The organism is Ezakiella massiliensis, from assembly GCF_059862345.1.
In genome coordinates, this window is the sequence record NZ_JCBCEO010000007.1 from 41,596 (window position 1) to 63,343 (window position 21,748).

Consider the following 21,748-nt stretch of genomic DNA (forward strand, 5'->3'; position numbering starts at 1 on the left):
AAAAACATCTAAATAAAATAAAGAAGTTAAACAATTATAAAAAATATTTATTGGACTTATTAAGAAAACTGTTGACATTATATATATATATATATATAATGAAAGTATATATGAAAAACTTATATAAATTTATATTTTGGAGGGACTATGAGAAAAATTATAAGCATCTTGCTCACACTCGCAATGATTTTACCAATGGTCGCCGTGCCAGTAAAGGCCGAGGATAAGACGGTAAGTAGTTTTTACGAGCTGAAAGTAGCAATCGAGGCCTTGACTGATGGGGATACCGTTTATATTGATAATGATATAACTATTGATGAGACATTGAAGATTACAAAACAGATTAATATTAGGACCAATAATAACAGCAAATTAATAGCTGGAGATTTAAAAATGGATTCTCTAATAGATTCAAATATGTTTTATGTAACTGGTACTCTAAATTTATATGACATAACTTTAGACGGAGCTAATAAGGCTAGGATTGTCTATGTAAATAATGGCTTTTTAAATTTAGAAAATGTAAAGATGCAAAACGGTTCAACTAAAAAATATAAAGAAAGCCTTACTGAAAAGCAGAACTATTCCGGTGGAGCAATTTTATCTTTAGGATCTATTGTTACTATTAGGGGAGGAGAATTTTTAAATAACTCTACTGGCCTAGCTCCTGACGGCAGTAAGTCAAGCAATGGTGAAGGTGGAGCTATAAAGCTAGAAGATTCAACTTTAGTAATAAACAATGATTTAGAAAATAAAGCTAGCAAAGATGAAGCGACGACAAAATTTGTAGGAAACCATTTAGCTTCAGTTGGCAGTAACAATGGCCACGGTGGTCTACAAGGTGGAGCTATAGAAGCAACAAATACTGACGTTACTATCTATGGAACAAGCTTTCAAATTCCAGGCCCTTTTAATACAGGTGGGGCAATTAAATTTGAAAGATGTAAATCTGTATTGGTGCAAAATTCTTATTTTGAAATTGATGCTAATAAGGGACAATTTGGTGTTGCTGGCGGTGCAATCACATCTGAAGGCTCAAACTTAATTATTGAATCCTCTGATTTTAAAGCTGGAGATGGCACTCGTGTTCAAGAAGCTGGTGGACTTATCCAAGTAGTAGAAGATGGTAGCTTCGAATTATTGAATTCAAATCTTGAAGGAGCTGGTGCTTCTTGGAACGCTGGTAAATACACAGCTAATACAGGCGGAGCGATTTCATTCTATGATGGTTCAACTGTAACAGCTAATATTACAGGTACAACTATTAAAAACTTTATGGTTGATGGTAACGGAGCCGGAATTGCTTTATCAAAAGGTAATGGTCATTCATCAAATGTAAACTTAACTCTAAAAAATACAACTATTCAAAACGCAGCTGCATATACTTGGGATGCTAATTCTTATGGTGGCTGTATGTATATTGGAGAAGGCAATACTGTTAAGATTGAAGGCGTAACTATTTCTGGTCAAACAACATCAAATGTTGCTGCAGGTATTTATAATATGGGTGACCTAGAGATTACAGGCGGAGCTAAAATTACTGGTAATACTGGCTATCAAATGGTTGGTGGAATTTATCATGGTGGAACTAGATTAAAAATTGACGAAGCCACAATTTCTGGTAATCAAAAAGGAGATAATTCTACTGGACACAATCATTTTATAGATGGTAAAGAAAAAAGTGGTATTAATATTTATGCTGACGCAGACGTTATCATAACACCAAAAGCTACATTTGATGATAATGATGTCAGAGTTTTTGATGGACAATCAAGTATTTTATTGACAGGAGCATTAACAAATAAAATTAATGTTTCCATTAGTGAAAAAGAAAAGACAACTGATTCAACAAATGCAAATATAAAAGTTTTTGAAGAAAGTCAACATAGAAAAGTTGGCTATGTTGTTGCAAAAGGTACAGAAGGATATACTCCGACATATTTGGACGCACAAAAGCTTCATTACGACTCTAACGATACAACTCAAGCAATAGCAGAATTTGGCGATCATGAAAGCGTTGGCACTTGGGACTTTGTTTTAAATCCACAATCAAAGCAAGTTGTCCTAGGTCAAAGAGTTAAGTTGATTTTACACGCAAATGGATATCCACAAACTCCTGCTAAATTTGAAGATGTTAATCCAGGCCGAGATGATGAGAATGGTATATTAACTAAATTACCATCTGAAGATCAAAAAGAAGACATCTATGACATTTATGCCCAAGGAGAAAAATTAGCAGAATTAATCCCTGAGCCAAAACGTAAAGGCTATGAATTTACAGGATGGTATGAAGAACCGATAGTAAAAGATGATAAAGCTGATAAAAAACAAAGTGGTAAAACACTTGTTGAAAATCAAAAACTTGTCGAAGGTACTGGTGAAATAACAACAATCATTAATCCAAATGAATACACACTTTATGCTGGTTGGGAAAAAGTTATTTTAGTTGAAAAAGTTTGGGATGATGAAGATAATAAGTATGGCAACCGTCCAGAAAGTGTCAAAGTTAGGCTATATTCAGGACGTCAACCGTTAAAAAATTCAATAGAACTTAATGCTCAAAATAACTGGAAGGGCAAAATTAGAAACATTGAAGTACCGAAAAGATTTTATGGATATCAAGTCAAAGAAGTTCCAGAACAATATACTGGATATGAAGTAGGCGTTGTGACCGGTAATGATATAGATGGATTTACAATTAAAAACTCAACTGAGTATATAACTATAGAAGGCAGCAAAAATTGGGAACATGGCGAAAATCCAGTAGATAAACAACCAACTGAAGTTACTGTAACTTTATATGAAGACGGAAATGCTACAAATAATTCTAAAACAGGCAATTCTTGGAAATTTGAAAAACTTCCAAAATATAAAGACAAAAAAGAAGTAAAATACACTTTAGAAGAAACTCCAGTAGATCATTACACTTCAACCAAGAGTGATGATGGATATAGCTTTACAAATACTTTTACAAATAAGTATAAAGCAACGTATGAATTTAAGAGTGGCACAGAAGGTAAAGCACTTCCAGCAGCAATTGAAGGATACAAACCAACAGATGATACCGAATATGATGACAAGGCAACTGTAAATGCAAAGCAACCAACTCAAACATCATATGAAGATACTGAAAATAATGGCACATGGACATTTACTTCATGGGATGAAAATTCAAAAACAATAGATAAAGCTGATGTAAAATTTGTAGGCACATGGACATTTGCAGAAAAAGAACCAGAACCACAAACAAAATATAAAGCAACATATGAATTTAAGAGCGGAACAGACGGAAAAGCACTTCCAACAGCAATTGAAGGATTCAAACCAACAGACACAACAGACTATGCTGATGGTGCTACAGTAAACGTAAAAGACCCAACTCAAACAACATATGAAGATACTGAAAACAATGGCAAATGGACATTTACAAAATGGGATGCAAATTCAAAAACAATAGATAAAGCCGATGTAAAATTCGTAGGAACATGGACTTTTGCTGCAAAACCACAAACAAAATATAAAGCAACATATGAATTTAAGAGTGGAACTGATGGAAAAACATTACCAACAGCAATTGAAGGATTCAAACCAACTGATAACACAGAATATGAAGATGGTGCAACAGTAAACGCAAAAGACCCAACTCAAACAACATATGAAGATACTGAAAACAATGGCAAATGGACATTTACAAAATGGGATGCAAATTCAAAAACAATAGATAAAGCTGATGTAAAATTTGTAGGAACTTGGACTTTTGCGGCTAAATCTGATCCAGAACAAAAATCTGATTTCACTGTTACAAAATCTGTTGACAAGGCAACTTATGAAAAAGCAGGCGATGTTTTAACTTATACAGTCACAGTTAAGAATACTGGAGAAAAGAAGCTAGAAAACTTAACTATCAAAGACTCATTAGTTAATATTACAGATAGCACATTCACTTTAGAAGTAGGTGCAGAAAAAACTTACACTTACACTTACACAGTTACAGAAGCTGATGTAAAAGCAAAAAAAGTTACAAACACTGCAACAGTAACTCACGACAATGATTCTAAAAAATCTAGCACAGAATCAAAATTAAAAGAACACAAACCAGAACCAAAGCCTGAACCAAAGCCTGAACCATACGATCCTGGTTATTGGTACGAACCTAGTCCTCCATATTTGAGAGAAGATCCAAAGGAAGAACCTGTTGAGGAAGAACCTGTCGAAGAAGAACCTATCGAAAGGCCTGAGCTCAACAAGGATGACCACAAGATTTATATGTTTGGTTACCCTGACTGGACTTTCAAACCTGAAGGTGAGATGACCAGGGGCGAAGCAGCTGCTATGTTTGCAAGGCTCTTCAAGGAATACCCGGGCGACAATTACAATTATCACGAAGATTTTTCCGACGTGGATGAAAATTACTGGTGCTACAAGGAAATCGCTTACTTGGCAGAGTGGGGCATCATCAACGGTTACGAAGATGGGACCTTCAAGCCTGATAACAAGATTTCCAGGGCGGAATTTGTAAAGATTGTAGAAAGTTTTGAAGCTTTGCAAACTGGTACAAATCCTTACAGTGACGTGGACGAGACTTATTGGGCTTACAAGTATATCGTTTCATCTTCTGCTAAGGGATGGATCAACGGTTACTTGGACGGAACTTTTAAACCAGACAATAATATTTCCAGGTCAGAGGCGGTCAAGATTGCCAACAAGTTGGTAAACAGACACCCAGACAAGGATTTTATTGATAGAAACAAATATCTTTTGAAAGATTTTACTGACCTGCCAACCAGCCACTGGGCTTACTACGAAATCCACGAGGCTGCCAATGGTCACATCTTTGAAAGATTGGCAAACGGTATGGACGAAAGGTGGTTGGAAGTTAACGAAGAAAGATTCGTCTTCACCCCGCCAAAATACCATTACAACAAGTAAAAAATTAAATTGATGGAGGACTTATGAAAAGAACATTAAGTATCTTGCTGGCCTTGCTAATGCTGGTCAGCCTTGTCCCCTTCCACGCCCTAGCAGAAAATGTAGAAAACGCAGAAGGCAGAGAAGTTGTGGAAGAACAGGCACAAGGCCAAGAAGAAAAGCAAGAAGTGCAAGAAGAAAAAGAAGAAGATAAGGAAGACGGAAAAGTTTCTGTTGAAGTAACTGTTGAAGATAAAACAGAAGAAGTAACAGGAGAAACTGAAGAAGAAAAGCCTGTTGAAGAAGTAGAAGAGAAAAAAGAAGAAAAAATTGAAGTAAGCGAAGAAGAGCCAAAAGAAGCTGTTGGCGAAGGTACACCAAATGTAACCCTTGTTGGGCAATGGGTAGATGATTCAAGTAAAAAGATTAACACGGATAAATTTTATGGACCAGATGATAAAATTGGCAAGCCTGAATATAATTCTGGTTTATTAAGAGGCCTAGCCAAACAATTTTTGGTTTGGTCAGATAAAGAACCTAAAGAAAATGGTATTTTACCAGAAGGAGCAAGAATCTTCTCACCAGAAGATAAGATTTCAGATGTATTTCCAGATGGTATTCCAGCAGATGCAAAACTTTATGCTGTTTACTATGAAATAAACAATCCTTATGGAAAACCATTTCCTCAAGATCCATTCTCTTTGACTGCTTTAAGTGGTGTTTTGGAAAATTTAAAAGGAAGGGTAAATAATAATAAAGTAACGATTAATGAAAATGTAAAGCCTGAGGATGTTTTAAAAAATACTGAAAACCATGAATCAGGAGATAAAATTGTCGATTATTACAAAAAGACAGACGATGACAAGACAATAAATGAAGTTACTTTGAAGGCTGAATTTGAAATGGATTGGGTTGTTGCCATGCTTGCCTACAGAAATAAGGCTGGCAGCAATGCAATGAGACCAATTTTAAGCTATGATTACTTTGATAGATACAAGAAAGAAGATTTAACTGAGGGTTTCCCAACTGCTGATGGAGAAGCTGCAGGTTATACCTATGTTGACTTAAATATGAACTTTGGTGATGATGATGGCCTAGTAATTCCTGATAATTTAGGTTTAGAATTTAAGAGCTACTCTTGGAGACCTCTATACGCCTTTGGATACAATGAAAAAGGTGAAAAAGTTGTTTTAAATGAAATTGATGACTTTAAAGCAAATGTAAAGGGTGATGATCCAAGAACACAATTCAATGTCAAGACAGACTACAAAGATGATAAAGGAAATAAGAAAAATTATAGAAATATTACAGTTAGAGTTGTATTGAGAGAATGGGAAAGTAATGAGTATGGTCACCGCAAAGCTGATGGAGAAAGAATTCCTGAAAGTGCTATTAAAGCAGAAGAAGGCAAAAACATTGCGGAAACAATTATTTCCAATATGACTCTAAGAGTTATGGGATCTGAAGATGGTCTTAAAAATAAAGACATAGTAAGGATTTCTGATAAAAAAGCCAAGGCCCTTGCAGAGGGTCAAGGTAAAGAAAACATTAAAGTAACTGGATCTATCCAAGGTCACGTATTTGCATCAGCAGGAAGTATTAGTGCATATGGATTCACTGTTCCATTAGAACAAAATTTAGGAATTGATGAAAGTGAAGTCAAGGACCCAGTAAAGCTATCTTATGTTTTCAAGGAAGAAGAACCTGAACCAGAACCAGAACCAAAGCCAGAGCCATACGATCCTGGTTACTGGTATGATCCTAGTCCTGATTACCTCAACAAAAATACTGAAGCAAAAGAAAGAACTTATGATCTATACAGATGGTATGTAAAGGGTAATGAAGGCGACTTTATGCCTTACAAGGGGATCACCAGAGCAGAGATTGCAGAAATTTTTGCAAGAGCACTGGACTATGACAAGACTTACTTTGATGACTCACATGTAAATTATCCTGACGTAGATGCAAACGCTTGGTATGCAAAGGCTGTTGCCAGAGTTACAAATGCAGGCATCTTCAAGGGAACAGACATGGGCAACTTTGAACCAACCAGGGAAATCACCCAAGGCGAATTGATTTCAACTTTGAAACGCTTCCAAAAGCTAAGCGACTCAATTGAAAACATCATGACCATGAGAGACGACCACTGGGCAAAGGCAGAAGTAAATGCCGCAGCCAAGGAAGGCTGGTTAAAGATTTATCAAGACGGCACAAAGGCTTTTGATGTAGACAAGGTAATCACTCGTGAAGAAGTAGTGGCCATTGCCAACAAGGCATTCGCCAGACCTGTTGACCAAAGATATATCGATGAATACATTGACAGTCTAAAGACCTTCAAAGACATTGACAAAGATATGTGGTCCTACTACGAAATCATAACAGCTGCTAACACTTATTTTGTAAATTACGATAACAAGGACAGCAGATATGACCTCTGGGTCAACCATGCAACTTATGATGACGGACCAACAACCGCTATCGAAGACATCAAGACCTACAAGGAAATTTTGAACAACGACGAGTACAAGACAAATGTCGACCAAGTTAGATTTCAAAGAGACCTGTACAGGTAAATAGTTTTTAAGAAAGAGGCTTCGGCCTCTTTTTTGTTTGGGATTTTTGAGAAAAAAAGCCAGTTGATTTTTAATATCAGCCGGCCTTTTTATTTTATTTTTAACTAGCGGTGGTGGTTTTGTTTTTGTGGGCATAGGGATTTTTTATTTGGTTTTTTGTGGGCGATGAAATTCGTCGGACACATTGACTGAGCGTGACCTATGTGTGCACATAGTCCGAAAGGCGAACAAAAACATTTTTTGCTTTTCACTGCGCCTTTAAAATCATCCAACCACTATATCTTGTATAACTTAGTTTATTAACAGTGTGCTTACTTCTTAAAAATTTTTTATTGGCATAGGTAATTAAAAATTAAAATTTTTTGTTATATTGACATAAAGATATTTAAATTATAAAATATATTATATATAGGAAAGAATTTCTTTTAAATTTAATTATAAAATAAAAATAGGAGGATGGATATGGCAAAGAGGATTTTAACTTTTGTCTTGGTTGGACTTATGGTATTTTTATCAGTGCCTTTTGTCCAAGCAGAGGGAGCCGGCAATTACAAGATTGACTGGCTAGTAGAAAAAAATTACGTCCAAGGAAGGGACGGGGGAAAACTTGACCTGGAAAAAACAATCACTAGGGCAGAGTTTACTAAAATGGTTTTGGTAGCTACAGGTGAACTTGAATTCGCAAAGGCATTTTCAGTGGAAGGAATCTTTACTGACGTGCCTGCAGACCACTGGGCAGCCGCTATAATTAATTACGCCTCACAAAAGGGTTATATAAAGGGCCATCTAGATGGAACTTTTCATCCTGATGACAACATTACTTTTGAGGAGGCTATTACAATTTTAACTCGCTTGAACAAAGAATTTGTTGAGCCTGACTATGCAAGTGAATATTGGGCCCAACCTTACATTGATTTTGCAAATCAAGTAGGGATTTTAGCTGATGTTAAGATTTCTTCCTACAAGGACGATGTTATTAGACAATATGCTTTTGAAATGGTTTATAACGAAATAGAAGTTAAGGAATCATTTGCAAGGGCTGAAGAAGCCAAGAAGGAAGCAGAGAAGAAGGCTGAGGAGGCCAAGAAGGAAGCTGACAAAAAAGCTGAAGAAGCTAAAAAGGAAGCTGACAAAAAGGACCAAGAAAAGAAAAATGATCAAGCCAAGAAGGATAGGGATGATGATTATTACAACCCACCATATTGGCCAGGCAATGATTATTGGGATGGGCCAACTTATGATCCAGAGGTAAATCCTAGTCCAACACCGACACCGGAACCAGGACCAAGTCCAGAAGAAAAGCAAGCAGAAGCTGAAACAGCAGTAGCTGATCTTGAAAAAGAAGACGCAGAAGTAACTGATGAAGCAATAAAAGATGCTCAAGATAAAATTGATAATGTTCAAGATGGTTCTAAGAAAGCTGAATTGCAAGCTAAGTTAGATGCCATAAAGACAGCAAAAGAAGAAGCTGACAAAAAGAAGGCTGAAGAAGCAGCTGATGAAGCTGTAAATGCGCTTGAAAGCAAGAAAATTGAAGAAGTAACTTCTGATGATATTAATGCTGCTCAAGCTAAAGTTGATAAAGTTGCAGACACTGCAAAGAGAGAAGCTTTACAAAATAAATTGAATGATTTAAAAGAAGCAAAAAAAGAAGCAGACGAAAAGAAAGCTGAAGAAGAAAGGAAGGCTCAAGAAGCAGCCGCACAAACAGCAGCTGATGAAGTTTTAAAAGCACTTGAAGAAAAAAATGGTAATGTAACAGATGATGATATTGCAAATGCTGAAAAAGCAATTGAAAAAGTTACGGATGAAGGCAAGAAACAAAATCTAAAAAATAGATTAGATGCTGTAAAAGAAGCAAAAGAAGAAGCCGACAAAAAGAAAGTAGTGGAAGCGGCAGCTGAAAAAGCAGTAGCTGACCTTGAAAAAGCAGATGCGGAAGTAACTGATGAATTAATTAAAAATGCTCAAGATAAAATTGATAACGTTCAAGATGCTACTAAGAAAGCTGAATTGCAAGCTAAGTTAGATGCCATAAAGACAGCAAAAGAAGAAGCTGACAAAAAGAGAGCTAAAGAAGAAGCAGCCGCACAATCAGAAGCACAAGAAGCAGTAAAAGCACTTGAAGATAAAAAAGGCGATGTAACAGATCAAGAAATTCAAGATGCTAAAGAAAAAGTTGGTAAAGTTACAAACCCTGAAAAGAAACAGGAATTACAAACAAAACTTGAAGCAGTAGAAGCAGCTAAAGCAGAATTTGATAAGAAGAAAGCAGCTGAAGCTGCAGCTGACGATGCTTTAAAAGATCTTGAAGATAAAAAAGGCGATGTAACAGACGAACAAATTAAAAATGCTGAAGAAGCAATTAACAAAGTTACAGATGATGCAAAGAAGCAAGATTTGAAAAATAGATTAAATGCAGTAAAGACAGCAAAAGAAGAGGCTGACAAAAAGAAAGCTGAAGAAGAAGCAGCTGCACAAGCAGAAGCAGAAGAAGCTGTAAATACACTTGAAGAAAAGAATGGTAATGTAACGGATAAAGAAATTCAAGATGCTAAAGAAAAAATTGGTAAAGTTACAAACCCTGTAAAGAAACAGGAATTAGAATCCAAACTTAATAAAGTAGAAGAAGCTAAAGCAGAATTTGACAAGAAGAAAGCAGCGGAAGCCGCAGCTGAGACAGCAGTAGCTGATCTGGAAAAACCAGACGCAGAAGTAACTGATGAATTAATTAAAAATGCTCAAGATAAAATCGATAGCGTTCAAGATGGTAATAAGAAAGCTGAATTGCAAGCTAAGTTAGATGCCATAAAGACAGCAAAAGAAGAGGCTGATAAAAAGAAAGCTGAAGAAGAAGCAGCCGCACAAGAAGCAGCTGAAGATGCTTTAAAAGCACTTGAAGAAAAGAGTGATGAAGAAGTAACTGATCAAGACCTTGCTGACGCTAAAGAAAAAATCGATGCAGTTACAGATCCTGATAAGAAAAAAGACTTCCTGAGAAGATACAACACATCAAAGGCAGGCAAGGAAGCAGCAGACCAAAGGAAAGCTGAAGAAGAAAAGAAAGCTAAAGAAGCCGCTGCACAAGCAGAAGCCGAAGCAGCTGTAGAAGCACTTGAAGATAAAGAAGGCGATGTAACAGATCAAGATATTACAAATGCTAAAGAAGCAATTGAAAAAGTTACAGATACTACAAGGAAGCAAGAATTAAATGATAGACTTGAAAAAGTAGAAAAAGCTAAAAAAGCGGCCGACGAAAAGAAAGCCGAAGAAGAAAAGAAAGCTCTAGAAGAAGAAAACGCTTTCCTAGATAAAATCTCAGACTTCTCATTTGGAAAAGATGAGTTTGATTACGCTAAAATGTTCTTTGACAAGGATAGTACTAGGGATGAGAGTTTCGTAACAGGAAAAGGCTTTAATCATACTGCCTTTAGAGAAGAATTCTTGAGGTTAGTTAACGAAGAAAGAGCAAGACAGGGCTTAAATGCACTTACTCTTGATGAGTCTTTAGAAAAAGGAACAGATATTAGAAGTAAGGAACTTGCAGAATGGGGTCATATTAGAGTTGGGGAAAACCTTGATCAGAAGCATAAAAGATTAAATGGCGATTCATTTAGAACAGCCTTTGATTACCTTCCAGGTTATGATTATGATGGGGCAAGATATCTTGGTGAAAACCTACTTTGCAATACTATGCTCCCTGAAAAATACGATTATGAACTCACAACTGACGATGGTCCGATAAATTGTAATGAATATTTAAAAGACTACAAGAAAATAGCTGAAGATATGTTTAAAATGTGGAAAGATAGTCCAGGACATTATGGGAATATGATGGGTGAACACTATAAGACTATGTGGGTCTCAGCTTGGATTGCAGAAGAAAGCTCAAAACTGGGCCAAGATGATGAAGAAAAAATGGACTTACTCGTTGGTGTTAACATATTTAGTACTAAAGATCAAACTGTAAAAGAAAATACAAATCCAGATGCAGATGCAGGTGCAGAAAGTCAAGAAGATTCAAAGGAACCAATTACTCCTGTTGAAAATTCAGTAGGAAGCACAGAAGAAACTCTTAGACCTGCTGCATAAGGGCAAAATTTTAGAGGGGCCTTGGCCTCTCTTTTTTGTGTTTGTATTTACTTTTGCGACCTGCCTGCAATAGCAATTTGCACTTTATTGACAGGAGGGGTGCTAGGGAGTACAATTATCTTAAGTATATGGATTAAATAAATATATAAGAGGAGGATGAGATGAAGAGGAGATTTTTCTTGGTCGTTTTCGTTTTGGTATTGGCCCTGGGTGGCTGGGCTGAGGCGGCGAGTTTTTCGGATATTGATGGCCACTGGGCCAAAGATTATATTGAGTGGACGGCTGCAAATAATATTTTCACTGGCTATGAGGATGGAACTTTTAAGCCTGATAAAAAGATTACCAGGTCTGAATACGTGACCATTATTAGCAAGTTTAAGGGTTTGGACAATTATCCTGATACCCTTAATTACTATGATGTGAAGGCTGATGATTGGTTTTATGTTTATTTGAACGATTTGGTAAATACGGGACTTCTTAAAAATAATTCCACTTTTCAGGGTCAGTCGCTTATTACAAGGGACGAGGCCTTTGGGCTTTTGGGCCAGCTTTTCCCAAATTATACTCCGACTTCTACTTTGACTTTTAATGATAATGCCAGCATTAAGAGGGCCAAGGATATTTTGGTTTTAAAGGATATGGGAATTATCCAAGGGGATGATTACAATTATTTAAATCCAGCCAAGCCTCTATCTAGGGCTGAGGCTGCGACTATTCTTTATAAGCTAAATGTCAAGGGGATTTACGTAAACAAGGCTGAATTGGCCCAGGCCAATAAAAATCGTCTTTTGTCTTTTGACTTTAATTCTGTTCCCATTGGTGATAATTTTAATGAAGACCTGGCTGGCCAAATGAATCAAGCTGTCGACCAAGTAAAAACTATGATGGGGATTACTAATCAGGCCAACAGACAACTTACTGAGGAAGAATTGGAGACTATGGAGCACGAAAAGAGAGTTGCCGAGGCCAAGGCTTCTCCAAACTATGTTGCCACTTATGAGGAGGCCAGGGAAAAGTTTATAAATGCAATCTTAAATCAAGAACCATCCTTTGAGATTACTTACGACGAAAGTATATATGAGGGGACTGATAAGTCTTTTATGAATATTTTTGGTGAATTTTCCCATACTCCATTACTTTTAGGTGTTGTGTCGGAGGGCGGTAACGCAGATCATTATAAATCTGTAAACAAATTTAAATATATAATTTCAAAGGAAGAGGCTGCGTCATATAGGCGGACTATAGAAGATATAGTTCGAGAAGTCGAGTACAAGAGTGATTACGAAAAGGCTAAGTACATCCACGACTGGATTGTAAACAACACCAGCTACGCCTATGATCAGTATCTGTCTGGGAATTATAATATAAGCGAAAATATAACTGTCTATGAGCCTTTGTCAGTCTTTAAATTTGGAAAAGCGGTATGTAGTGGCTATGCCTCAACATTTGACCTGTTAGCTAAGGAAGTGGGCCTAAAATCGAGTATAATTTCTGGTGATGCTTATAATTCTGAGGGTTGGGGAGGTCACGCTTGGAATCTGGTTGAGATTGATGGCGAGCTTTATCATCTTGATACAACCTGGGATGACCCTGTTACAACTGATGGCAAGGAGATGCTAAGATACAAGTACTTTTTAATCGACGACAGGACTATGGGCCAAGACCACAGGTGGGATGAGTCCAAATACCCAAGGGCCAATTCAGGCTGCCTCAACCAAGGCTTGGATATTGACGGCTGGGGTTCTGATAGGAATGATTATAGGTATTATAATAACGATTATAATGATGATTACTATGACGATTATTATGACGACTATTAAAGGTAGGCTTGGCCAAGTAAGGGCTTGAGTATTTATAGAGTTTGCAAAGTGGATTGCAGACATTGTTGAGAAAATTAAATTATAAAACAATTTAAAGGAAAAATTAAAGTCTGGGGCAAATCCTAGGCTTTTTTCTTGAAGTATTTTGGTCTTTTTGATAAAATTAAATTAGTGTATTATACGAAAGGGGTGATGGGATGAAAGATTTTTCTATTGACCATGTAAGGAATCTGAAATTTAAGGATGAGCATTACGATGAGGCAGACTTTGGTGAATACGTGGATTTTATAGGTTCGCGGGTGGGGCTTTCTAATGGTCAGGGCCTAAGGAGGCTGATGGAATTTTTTGACAAGCCTCAGGACAAGTTAAAGATAATTGCTGTTGGAGGGACTAATGGCAAGTCGTCAGTTTGTAATTTTTTGACCAATAATTTGCGGAAGACTGGTTTCTGTGGGCTTTTTATAGATCCTTATTTGGGCGAGATAAATAACGCCATTTCCATTAACTATGAAAGCATTCCCAAAAAACGCTTTATGTTTTATATTGATAGCTTGCGTCCGGTGATTGCTTCTTTGGATGAGGAGGGCTTAAAGGTCTCTTGCCAAGATATTTTGATGGCTATAATGTTTATTTATTTTTGCCAGGAAAAAGTGGACTTTGCCGTGGTTGAATTTGCGGCCTACAAGTCAGCGGATCTTTTTGATATCATGAGCTCGCCTTTTGCCACTGTAATCACAAGTATTTCTGTGGATAAGGCTGCAGGTTTGGGAGAGACTCCTGAGGAGGTCGCAAAAAATATTGGAAAGCTTATTAAAAAATCCTGCCCAGTTTTTGCCTACCCCCAAGAGGATGAGATTGACGAAATTTTAAGGGCTATTGCCGAGGAAAATGAGGCTCCTTATTACACTTTTAAAAAGGAAGAGGTCGTTGTCGACGCCATTAACGAGCACGAAACGGACTTTCATTTTATGGGCTATACTGGAATGATAACTAGCCTTATTGGCATCCACCAAATGTACAATGCGGCCCTTGCCATGATCGTCTTAGATCATTTTAAGGGCGATTTTAAAGTCTTTACTGAGATCATCAGACCGAGCATTTACACGGCCAAGTCCGATGGGCGTTTGCAACTTGCCTTTAAGCATCCCCGCGTCTTGGTCGACGATGCCCATAATCCGGCGGCGGTTGACGCTTTGGCTGAGGCCTTGAAACTCTTTATCTATGACAGGCTGGTAGTACTTTATACTTGCCAGAAGATTGACCCTTATGTTTTGGAAAAAATCTGCGGATTGGCGGATGATTTTGTAATAACAAAAATAGAGGATCCAAATCACTCATGGGACATTGAAGATTTAAGGGCTGAGACTTTGAAATATAAAGACGACATCCAAGTCATCCCAGATTTAAGCGAGGCCTATAAGTGGGCTGTGGACAAGGCTAGTGAAAAGGACATTGTCTTGTGCTGCGGATCCCTCCCCATGGTCAGGGAAATTTTTAAAATGAAGGGTAAGCATTAATTTATATTTAATCAAAAAAGAAAAATAAGGCGAAGCGTGCAGGGTCCACTTGCAGCCACGCCCAAGAGGTCAATTTCCCGTAGAGGCGATCCCTGCACACGAGGCGGTGGTTACCATAAAGGTAACCTCTACAACTTCCGCCTCGTACGCAAATGGTCGCCAAGAAATTGACCGATTGGCAACAATTCTCAAGGAAAATGTGGACCGAATTTTTTTGTTGGAATTTTTGCAAAATAAAAGACCGGTTGATTTTTATTTATCAGCCGGTCTTTTGTTTAAGTCTTATATGTGGATTATTTTTTAAAGAGTTGGCGGATTTTATCCAGCCATTTTTCTTTTTTCTCAACTTTTACTTTTTTATTCTTTTTTGAATTTGGGTCAGCTTTTGGCTGGCGGTTTTTGGCCAGTTCCATCATGGCTTCTTGGGAGTTAATCAAGTCTTCACCAGGAGTGACGGAGATTTTTTCGTATTTGCCCTGGCTATTTATCATGCGTCCCTTTGTGTTGTCAAGCCACTGGATGTTCATGTATTCGACGATTTTTTCCTTGATGGCGGGGTCGTAAATTGGAATGATGACCTCAACCCTTCTGATGAGGTTTCGGGTCATGAGGTCGGCTGAGCCGATGTAGATTTCTTCGTTGTCGCCAAAGATATAGACTCGGGCGTGCTCCAGGTACCTGCCGACTATGGATTTGATTTCGATATTATCCGTATAGCCTTCGACTTGTGGGCGGATGCAGGAGATGCCGCGGACGATCATCCGTACATCGACGCCTGCTTGTGAGGCCTCGGAGAGTTTTTTAATAATTTCCTTGTCGGTTACGGAATTGCATTTTAAAAACAACTTGCCGTCCTTGCCTTTTTTGATTTCCCTTTCCATTTTTTCCAGTATGGAAGACTTCAAAGTGTAGGGGGCTGCCAAAATATTTTCATAAATGTGGTTTACATTTTCCAGATTGATGTGGTTAAAGAAATTGTTGCAATCTTTGCCTATACCTGGGTGGGCGGTCATAAGGGAGATGTCGGCGTACTGCTTGGAAGTGGATTCGTTGTAGTTGCCGGTCCCGATTTGGCTGATGTATTTTATATTGCCGGATGCGTCCTTGTAGGTAATCAGGCAGACCTTGGAGTGAACCTTGTAGTCCTCGGTTCCGTAGAGGATAGTACAGCCTTCGTCGTAAAGGGTTTGCGAGTAGTTGATGTTGGATTCCTCGTCAAAACGCGCACGGAGTTCTAATATTACGGTGACTTCTTTGCCGTTTTCCTTGGCTTTTAAAAGATTTTTTACGACCTTGGAGTTTTTTGCCAACCTGTAAATGGTAATTTTAATTGAAATTACATCGGGGTTTTCGGCGGCTTCTTCCAAGAGTTTTAAAAAGCTGTCTATGTCCTCGTATGGATAGATCAAAAGGCGATCGCGCTCTTCGATTTGCTCGAACATGGACTTATTTGGCTCGATCATCTGGCCCAGCTTGGGGGCAAATGAATCGTAAAATAGGTTTGGATCACAAACGGATTTTAAATTGTTTTCAAGCTTAAAGACATAGCCCATATTAAAGGGGCTGGTGTAGGTGAAGAACTGGTGGTCTTTGATATTTAAACGGTCCTTTAAAAATTCCTGGGTGGTTTTTTCTAAGGGGCTGTCCGTATTTACACGCAAAACTTGCAGGCGGGTCCGCTTTTTCAAAAGCTTTTTCATCTGCATCTTGTAATCGATGGCCTCGTCTTCCCGGTGGTCTTCGTAATTTAAATCCATATTCCTGTGCAGGTTCATAATGTAGGATTTTTTGACCTTGTAAAAGGAGAAAACTTTGTCGACCTTGGCCTTTAAAATGCTTTCGGTCCTAATCCACTCCTTGTCGGATAGCATATAAAAATCTGGAAGGGCGTAGGGAATTGGCAAGAGGCCGAGGCTGTATTCGCCGTCATCATCCAGCTCGCAGATTATATAAATGTTTTTGTTTTCGATAAAGGGAAAGGGGTGAAAGCTATTTATGATTTGTGGGGCCAAGATGGGTTCGATTTGGTCAGTGTAGATCTTGTCCACATAGGCCTTGTGCTTTTCGCTTAGGTCGGCGTACTTGTAGGAGTGAATGCCCTTTTCTCCCAAGTCTTTCATAACTTTTTTGTAGAGGTCTTCGTTTTCCTTGAGAAGTTCGCCAGTCCTCTTGTAAATCAAATCCAGCTGTTCATCTGGGCTGAGGCCAGTCTTGTTGTCGGCAGGCGGGTCTTTTAAGAGCGACAAGTCGTTTAAAGATCCCACACGCACGTTGAAAAACTCGTCCAGATTGCTGTTAAAAATAGCAATGAATTTTAATTTTTCGTAGGCCGGGTTGTTGTCGTCCAAGGCTTCGCGGAGGACTCGCTCGTTAAAGCCCAGCCAGGAAAGCTCGCGATTGTAGGTATAATTGTAGAGTTCTTCTTTGTCTTTTTCTTGCATTTCGTCTCCTATTCTAAAATTTTTGATAAATAACCTTCTCTTGCACCGTGGTCGCTGATATAGAGGGTTTTTAAATTAAAATATTTCATAAGCTCACGCAGAATTATCATACCGGGAGTGATGGTGTGAATTCTAGCAGGGTTTACTTGCAATGTTTTTGTAAGGGCAGATTTTTTCTCCTCCATCATCATTTGGTAGAGGTCATTTAAAATATCGCGGTCAAGTTCATTTGCGGTTGGCAGGTCAAAGAGCTCCATGGATACATTGCCGCAGGCCCTTATGGTGCCGCCAATTCCGTAGGCCAGAGAATTTTTCTTTCTCACTATCTTGCATTTTTTCAAATGGGCCAGGACCTTGGCCTGCATCTTTACGGCCTCCGATTTTTTGGGGATAATGCCGTTTGCATAGTCCTTGTATAGGGACAGGGATCCGATAGCCATAGAAACTGAAGAGGTCACTTGGCCGTTTTCGATCAGGGTAATTTCTGTAGATCCGCCGCCGATGTCAAAGATGTAGCCGCTTTTCATATCGAAATCGTTTCTAATGCCCAGGTAGCCAAGCCTTGCTTCTTCCTTGCCTGAGACAAGGTCGATTTCTCTGCCCGTGTAATCCTCAACAAATTTTAATATTTCGTCTGAGTTTTTAATATTGCGGAGAGACGCGGTTGCAAAGGGGTAGACCTTGTCCACTCCAAAGGTGTCACAGAGTTTGTAGAGTTTGTTTAAAACGCCAACCAGCTTGTCCGCGCCTTTTTTGGTTAGAAAACCTTTTTTTATATAAGAGGCCAGACCTGCCACATACTTTTTGTCGTTGAGTCTTGTAATATTTTTATCTTCGTCCACCAGATAAATTATCAGGCGGATGGTGTTTGAACCAATGTCTATAATTCCGTATTTCATTTTTTCCTCCTTGAATTTGTTTAAAACTAAATCTAGGAAATCAAGTGGTCGCGTAGATTTTTCGCCCATTCAAAGACCAGTCAATCGACGTTTGCCACCACACTTACCTAGATGTTAACACAGGAATGTTAAATCTGTGTTAAATATGAAAATTATTTTTTGTAAGCAAAAAGCCCCGACCAAAAGGCCAGGGCTTAAATTGAATTTAAATTTAAATTTCTCTTATCAGGTCGTCGATGATTTTTACTGCGACCTTGGATGCGCGTTCGAAGTTGTCGTAAAATTCTGCTCCGCCTTCGGTTAGGGCGTCTGAAACTGCCTTGATCATGACGAAGTTGGCCCCGTAGAGTTTTGAGGAGATGGCTATGGCTGCCCCTTCCATGTCTACGATGTCGCAGCCCCATTCCTCACGGAGGGCTGTCTTTGCCTCAAGGCCTGCCACAAACTTGTCGCCTGAAGCCAGCTTGACTTTTTTTAAATGCGGATCGATCTTTTGGGCCAGGTCCACAAGCCTTGGTGTGGACTTGAAAAATATTTCGTCAAAGGCTTCGTACTTGCCCTTGGGTCCGCCGTCTGCATTCGTTGTGTCCCATTCGTAATGGCAAACGCTCTCGACCACTGCCAGCTCTTCGACCTCTTGGTTGCTCAAGGCGCCCACCACACCGTAGTTTATGATGGTCTCGCACTTGTAAAAGTCAAGAAGGAGAGTCATGGCCATGGCCGCACGAATTTGCCCAGCCTTTGAAGGGCAAACGAAAACGTCCTTGTCGTGGATATGGTATTTTAAAACCTCAAAGCCCCCGTGCTTGTACCTTTCGACTGGTTCCCCATATATATTGTAAAAAGCATCAAATTCAACCGCAACTAGGATTCCTATGTTCATATTATCACCTCGTGTATATTTTTTCCTTGAATTTAATTTTATCATATGCAAGAGAATTTTGCCAGAATTTGCTGGAAAACAAAAAATGCCTCAGGTCCACAAGGGGCATTCGGCATTTTAATGGCAACCATAAAGGATCGCCGTTACGCCACAGCCAATTATGAGTAGAGTGCATTAAATTTGAAAACAAAATCCCTTTGTGTTAAAATACTTGTACTGATATAAAGCGATATGCTTATATTTGTTATTAAAAAGGAGATGTAATATGAAAAGAATTTTATCTATAACTTTGGCTATTTGCATGGTTTTTACCAGCCTGTCATTTGCCAAGGAAAGTGAGGAAAAACCAATGAAATATGAAGTAAGATTTGCAACAGTTACAAATGTCCCGGATGGCGACTATGAGGGAATTTTAGTCGACAACGATATGGACAAGGGCGACATGGGCGAAAAGGAAATGTTTTTATATGTAAAGACAAGAGTGGTTGATTTAAAGACTGGCGAATTTGTCAAGGATTACAAGTTCAAAAAGGGCGAAAAAATCCAATACTTCTACAGGGCCGACACGCCAATCATGCTTTCTCTACTAGCACAAATGACACCAGACGTAATCGGGGTAAATGTGGACGAGTCAAAATTTTCCATGGATGTGGATTATTTTGATAAAGACGGCCACGGCATAGCCAATAGATTGGATCTAAATTTAGGCGAAGAGGTCAAAGCAAAGAACTTTGCAGGCGAAGAAGAAAAGGACTTTTTGCCAAGCGAACTATTAGTTCTCTACACAATCGCAACTAGGAGCATTCCACCGATTGCAGCCCCAGAAAAAATTGAAATTCTAAATACAAAAGGAATTGCTGACGAAGAAAAAACCGACGAGAAAAAAACTGACGAAAGCAAAGTTCCAGATGAAAAGGATGTCCTAAAGGCCTATGAAAAAACAGCTGACACTTATTATCTGAGAAAGGCCCTTGAAGGTCTGGGTGCAGAAGTCAATTGGATCAGAGATACCAATACCACCGAAATCACAAAGGCCGACAAGAAAGTCATCATCTACAATGAAAATAAGGAAATGCAAATTGACGATATGCTTATTGAGATGAAGGATTTTAATATAGAAGACAAGACCAGCTATATTGGAAGGGAAGATTTAGTAAAAATCTTGGAACATTTAGAAATCGAATTTTAAATTAAGAAATAAGAAGCAAGAGCCCGAGGGCCCTTGCTTTTTTGCTTTCTTGACAAGCCCCTATCTTTATTCTATAATAAAATTAATATCGGAGATGAAGTTCTCCCTGGTCGCTGACCAAAACCGCTTAGGCTGATGACTTCTGCAGGATTATTTTCTGTGGGAGAAATCGGTTTTTTTATTTTAGGAGGAATTATGTTAACATCACTTGGATTAATTTTGCTAGTCGGCCTTGCCCTTGGCGCCATTTGCAAGAAAATAAAATTGCCCTCAATCGTGGGCATGCTGGTCACAGGGATTTTGCTGGGACCCTTTGTCTTAGACTTACTTGACCCGTCCATTTTAAATATCTCTGCCGACCTGCGCAAGATGGCCCTCATTATAATTTTAATTAAGGCCGGACTTTCCCTTGACTTGGCTGATTTAAAAAAAGTCGGTCGGCCGGCAATCTTGCTTTCATTTTTGCCAGCGACTTTTGAAATCATGGCATATGTAATTTTTGCACCAAAGATTTTCGGCATATCTCTTATCGATGCAGCCCTTATGGGTAGTGTCCTCTCAGCAGTTAGCCCTGCTGTCGTCGTCCCACGCATGGTTTATATGATCGAAAACAATATCGGGACCAAAAAAGGCATTCCGCAAATGATAATGGCCGGGGCATCCTGCGATGATATTTTCGTCATAGTTTTATTCACAAGCTTTTTGTCCATGGCCCAAGGCGGAAATATAAATGCAATTCAGTTTTTAAATGTGCCCATCTCAATTATACTCGGCATAATTTTTGGAGCCATGATCGGCTATATCTTGTATTATTTTTTTGAAAACGCTTTTAATAAGGATCGGATGATTAGAAACTCCACCAAGCTTATAATCATTCTCGCCATCTCATTTATGATAATGGCCTTGGAAGAAAAACTTACAAATGTAGTTGCTATTTCTGGACTCCTCGCAATCGTGTCAATGGCTAGCATGTTAAGAGTAAAAATGACCGACCAAGTCTCCGCCAGGTTGTCGGAAAAATTCGGCAAACTATGGATAGGGGCAGAAGTTTTGCTCTTCGTTCTTGTTGGCGCGGCTGTTGACATCAGATATACATTGAGTGCTGGCTTTGCAGCAGTTCTCATGATTTTTATAGCCCTTGCCATAAGGTCAATCGGCGTTTTAATCTCGTTAATCAAAACTCCACTTACAGGAAAAGAAAAACTCTTCACAGTCGTTGCCTACCTGCCCAAGGCCACAGTCCAAGCGGCTATCGGCTCAGTACCACTGGCAGCAGGTCTATCATCCGGCAATATTATTTTGTCGGTGGCTGTTATGGGGATTTTAATTACGGCACCGATGGGGGCAATAGGCATTGATAGGCTACGCCGCAATTTACAGTAATTTGCGGTTAAAATTGCGACTTTTTGCAGTGTTCGACTTTTTG

General features: G+C 38.7%; 10 protein-coding genes and 1 riboswitch. Of the genes, 7 read left to right on the forward strand and 3 right to left on the reverse strand.

The annotated features are described in order from the left end of the window. Positions 1-147 precede the first annotated feature (147 nt). The 5 genes from AC6FXG_RS08270 (at position 148) to AC6FXG_RS08290 (ending at position 14,910) form a co-directional block, all read left to right on the forward strand. Positions 148-4,929 (forward strand): SHIRT domain-containing protein, encoded by a 4,782-nt coding sequence (locus AC6FXG_RS08270; protein ID WP_500572311.1) that lies wholly within the window; start codon positions 148-150, stop codon positions 4,927-4,929. Between the two features lie 23 nt (positions 4,930-4,952). Continuing rightward, on the forward strand, positions 4,953-7,481 hold the full coding sequence (locus tag AC6FXG_RS08275; protein ID WP_500572312.1) for an S-layer homology domain-containing protein: 2,529 nt from the start codon (positions 4,953-4,955) through the stop codon (positions 7,479-7,481). Between the two features lie 462 nt (positions 7,482-7,943). Continuing rightward, positions 7,944-11,573: a CAP and S-layer homology domain-containing protein gene (locus AC6FXG_RS08280; RefSeq protein WP_500572313.1), complete on the forward strand. Its 3,630-nt coding sequence runs from the start codon at positions 7,944-7,946 to the stop codon at positions 11,571-11,573. A gap of 161 nt (positions 11,574-11,734) precedes the next feature. Next, entirely contained in the window at positions 11,735-13,393 is a 1,659-nt protein-coding gene (locus AC6FXG_RS08285; protein WP_500572314.1) for an S-layer homology domain-containing protein, read from the forward strand. Between the two features lie 197 nt (positions 13,394-13,590). Continuing rightward, positions 13,591-14,910, forward strand: coding sequence for a bifunctional folylpolyglutamate synthase/dihydrofolate synthase (locus AC6FXG_RS08290; RefSeq protein WP_500572315.1), 1,320 nt, complete (start codon positions 13,591-13,593; stop codon positions 14,908-14,910). A 293-nt stretch (positions 14,911-15,203) separates the two neighbouring features. Here AC6FXG_RS08290 and ppk1 read toward each other — a convergent pair whose 3' ends face one another. From ppk1 to AC6FXG_RS08305, 3 genes are all read right to left on the reverse strand, one after another. Beyond that, positions 15,204-17,351: a polyphosphate kinase 1 gene (gene ppk1, locus AC6FXG_RS08295; protein WP_500572316.1), complete on the reverse strand. Its 2,148-nt coding sequence runs from the start codon at positions 17,349-17,351 to the stop codon at positions 15,204-15,206. Positions 17,352-17,359: 8 nt separating this feature from the next. Continuing rightward, positions 17,360-18,250, reverse strand: coding sequence for a Ppx/GppA phosphatase family protein (locus AC6FXG_RS08300; protein WP_500572317.1), 891 nt, complete (start codon positions 18,248-18,250; stop codon positions 17,360-17,362). Positions 18,251-18,461: 211 nt separating this feature from the next. Further along, positions 18,462-19,133, reverse strand: coding sequence for a 5'-methylthioadenosine/S-adenosylhomocysteine nucleosidase family protein (locus AC6FXG_RS08305; RefSeq protein WP_500572318.1), 672 nt, complete (start codon positions 19,131-19,133; stop codon positions 18,462-18,464). A gap of 265 nt (positions 19,134-19,398) precedes the next feature. On the opposite strand from AC6FXG_RS08305, the gene AC6FXG_RS08310 reads away from it, so the two are divergent. Together AC6FXG_RS08310 and AC6FXG_RS08315 are read left to right on the forward strand one after the other, a co-directional pair. Beyond that, entirely contained in the window at positions 19,399-20,322 is a 924-nt protein-coding gene (locus AC6FXG_RS08310) for a stalk domain-containing protein (RefSeq protein WP_500572319.1), read from the forward strand. 81 nt (positions 20,323-20,403) lie between these two features. After that, positions 20,404-20,474: riboswitch (Fluoride riboswitch) on the forward strand. Positions 20,475-20,517: 43 nt separating this feature from the next. Then, entirely contained in the window at positions 20,518-21,705 is a 1,188-nt protein-coding gene (locus AC6FXG_RS08315) for a cation:proton antiporter (protein ID WP_500572320.1), read from the forward strand. Positions 21,706-21,748: the final 43 nt, after the last annotated feature.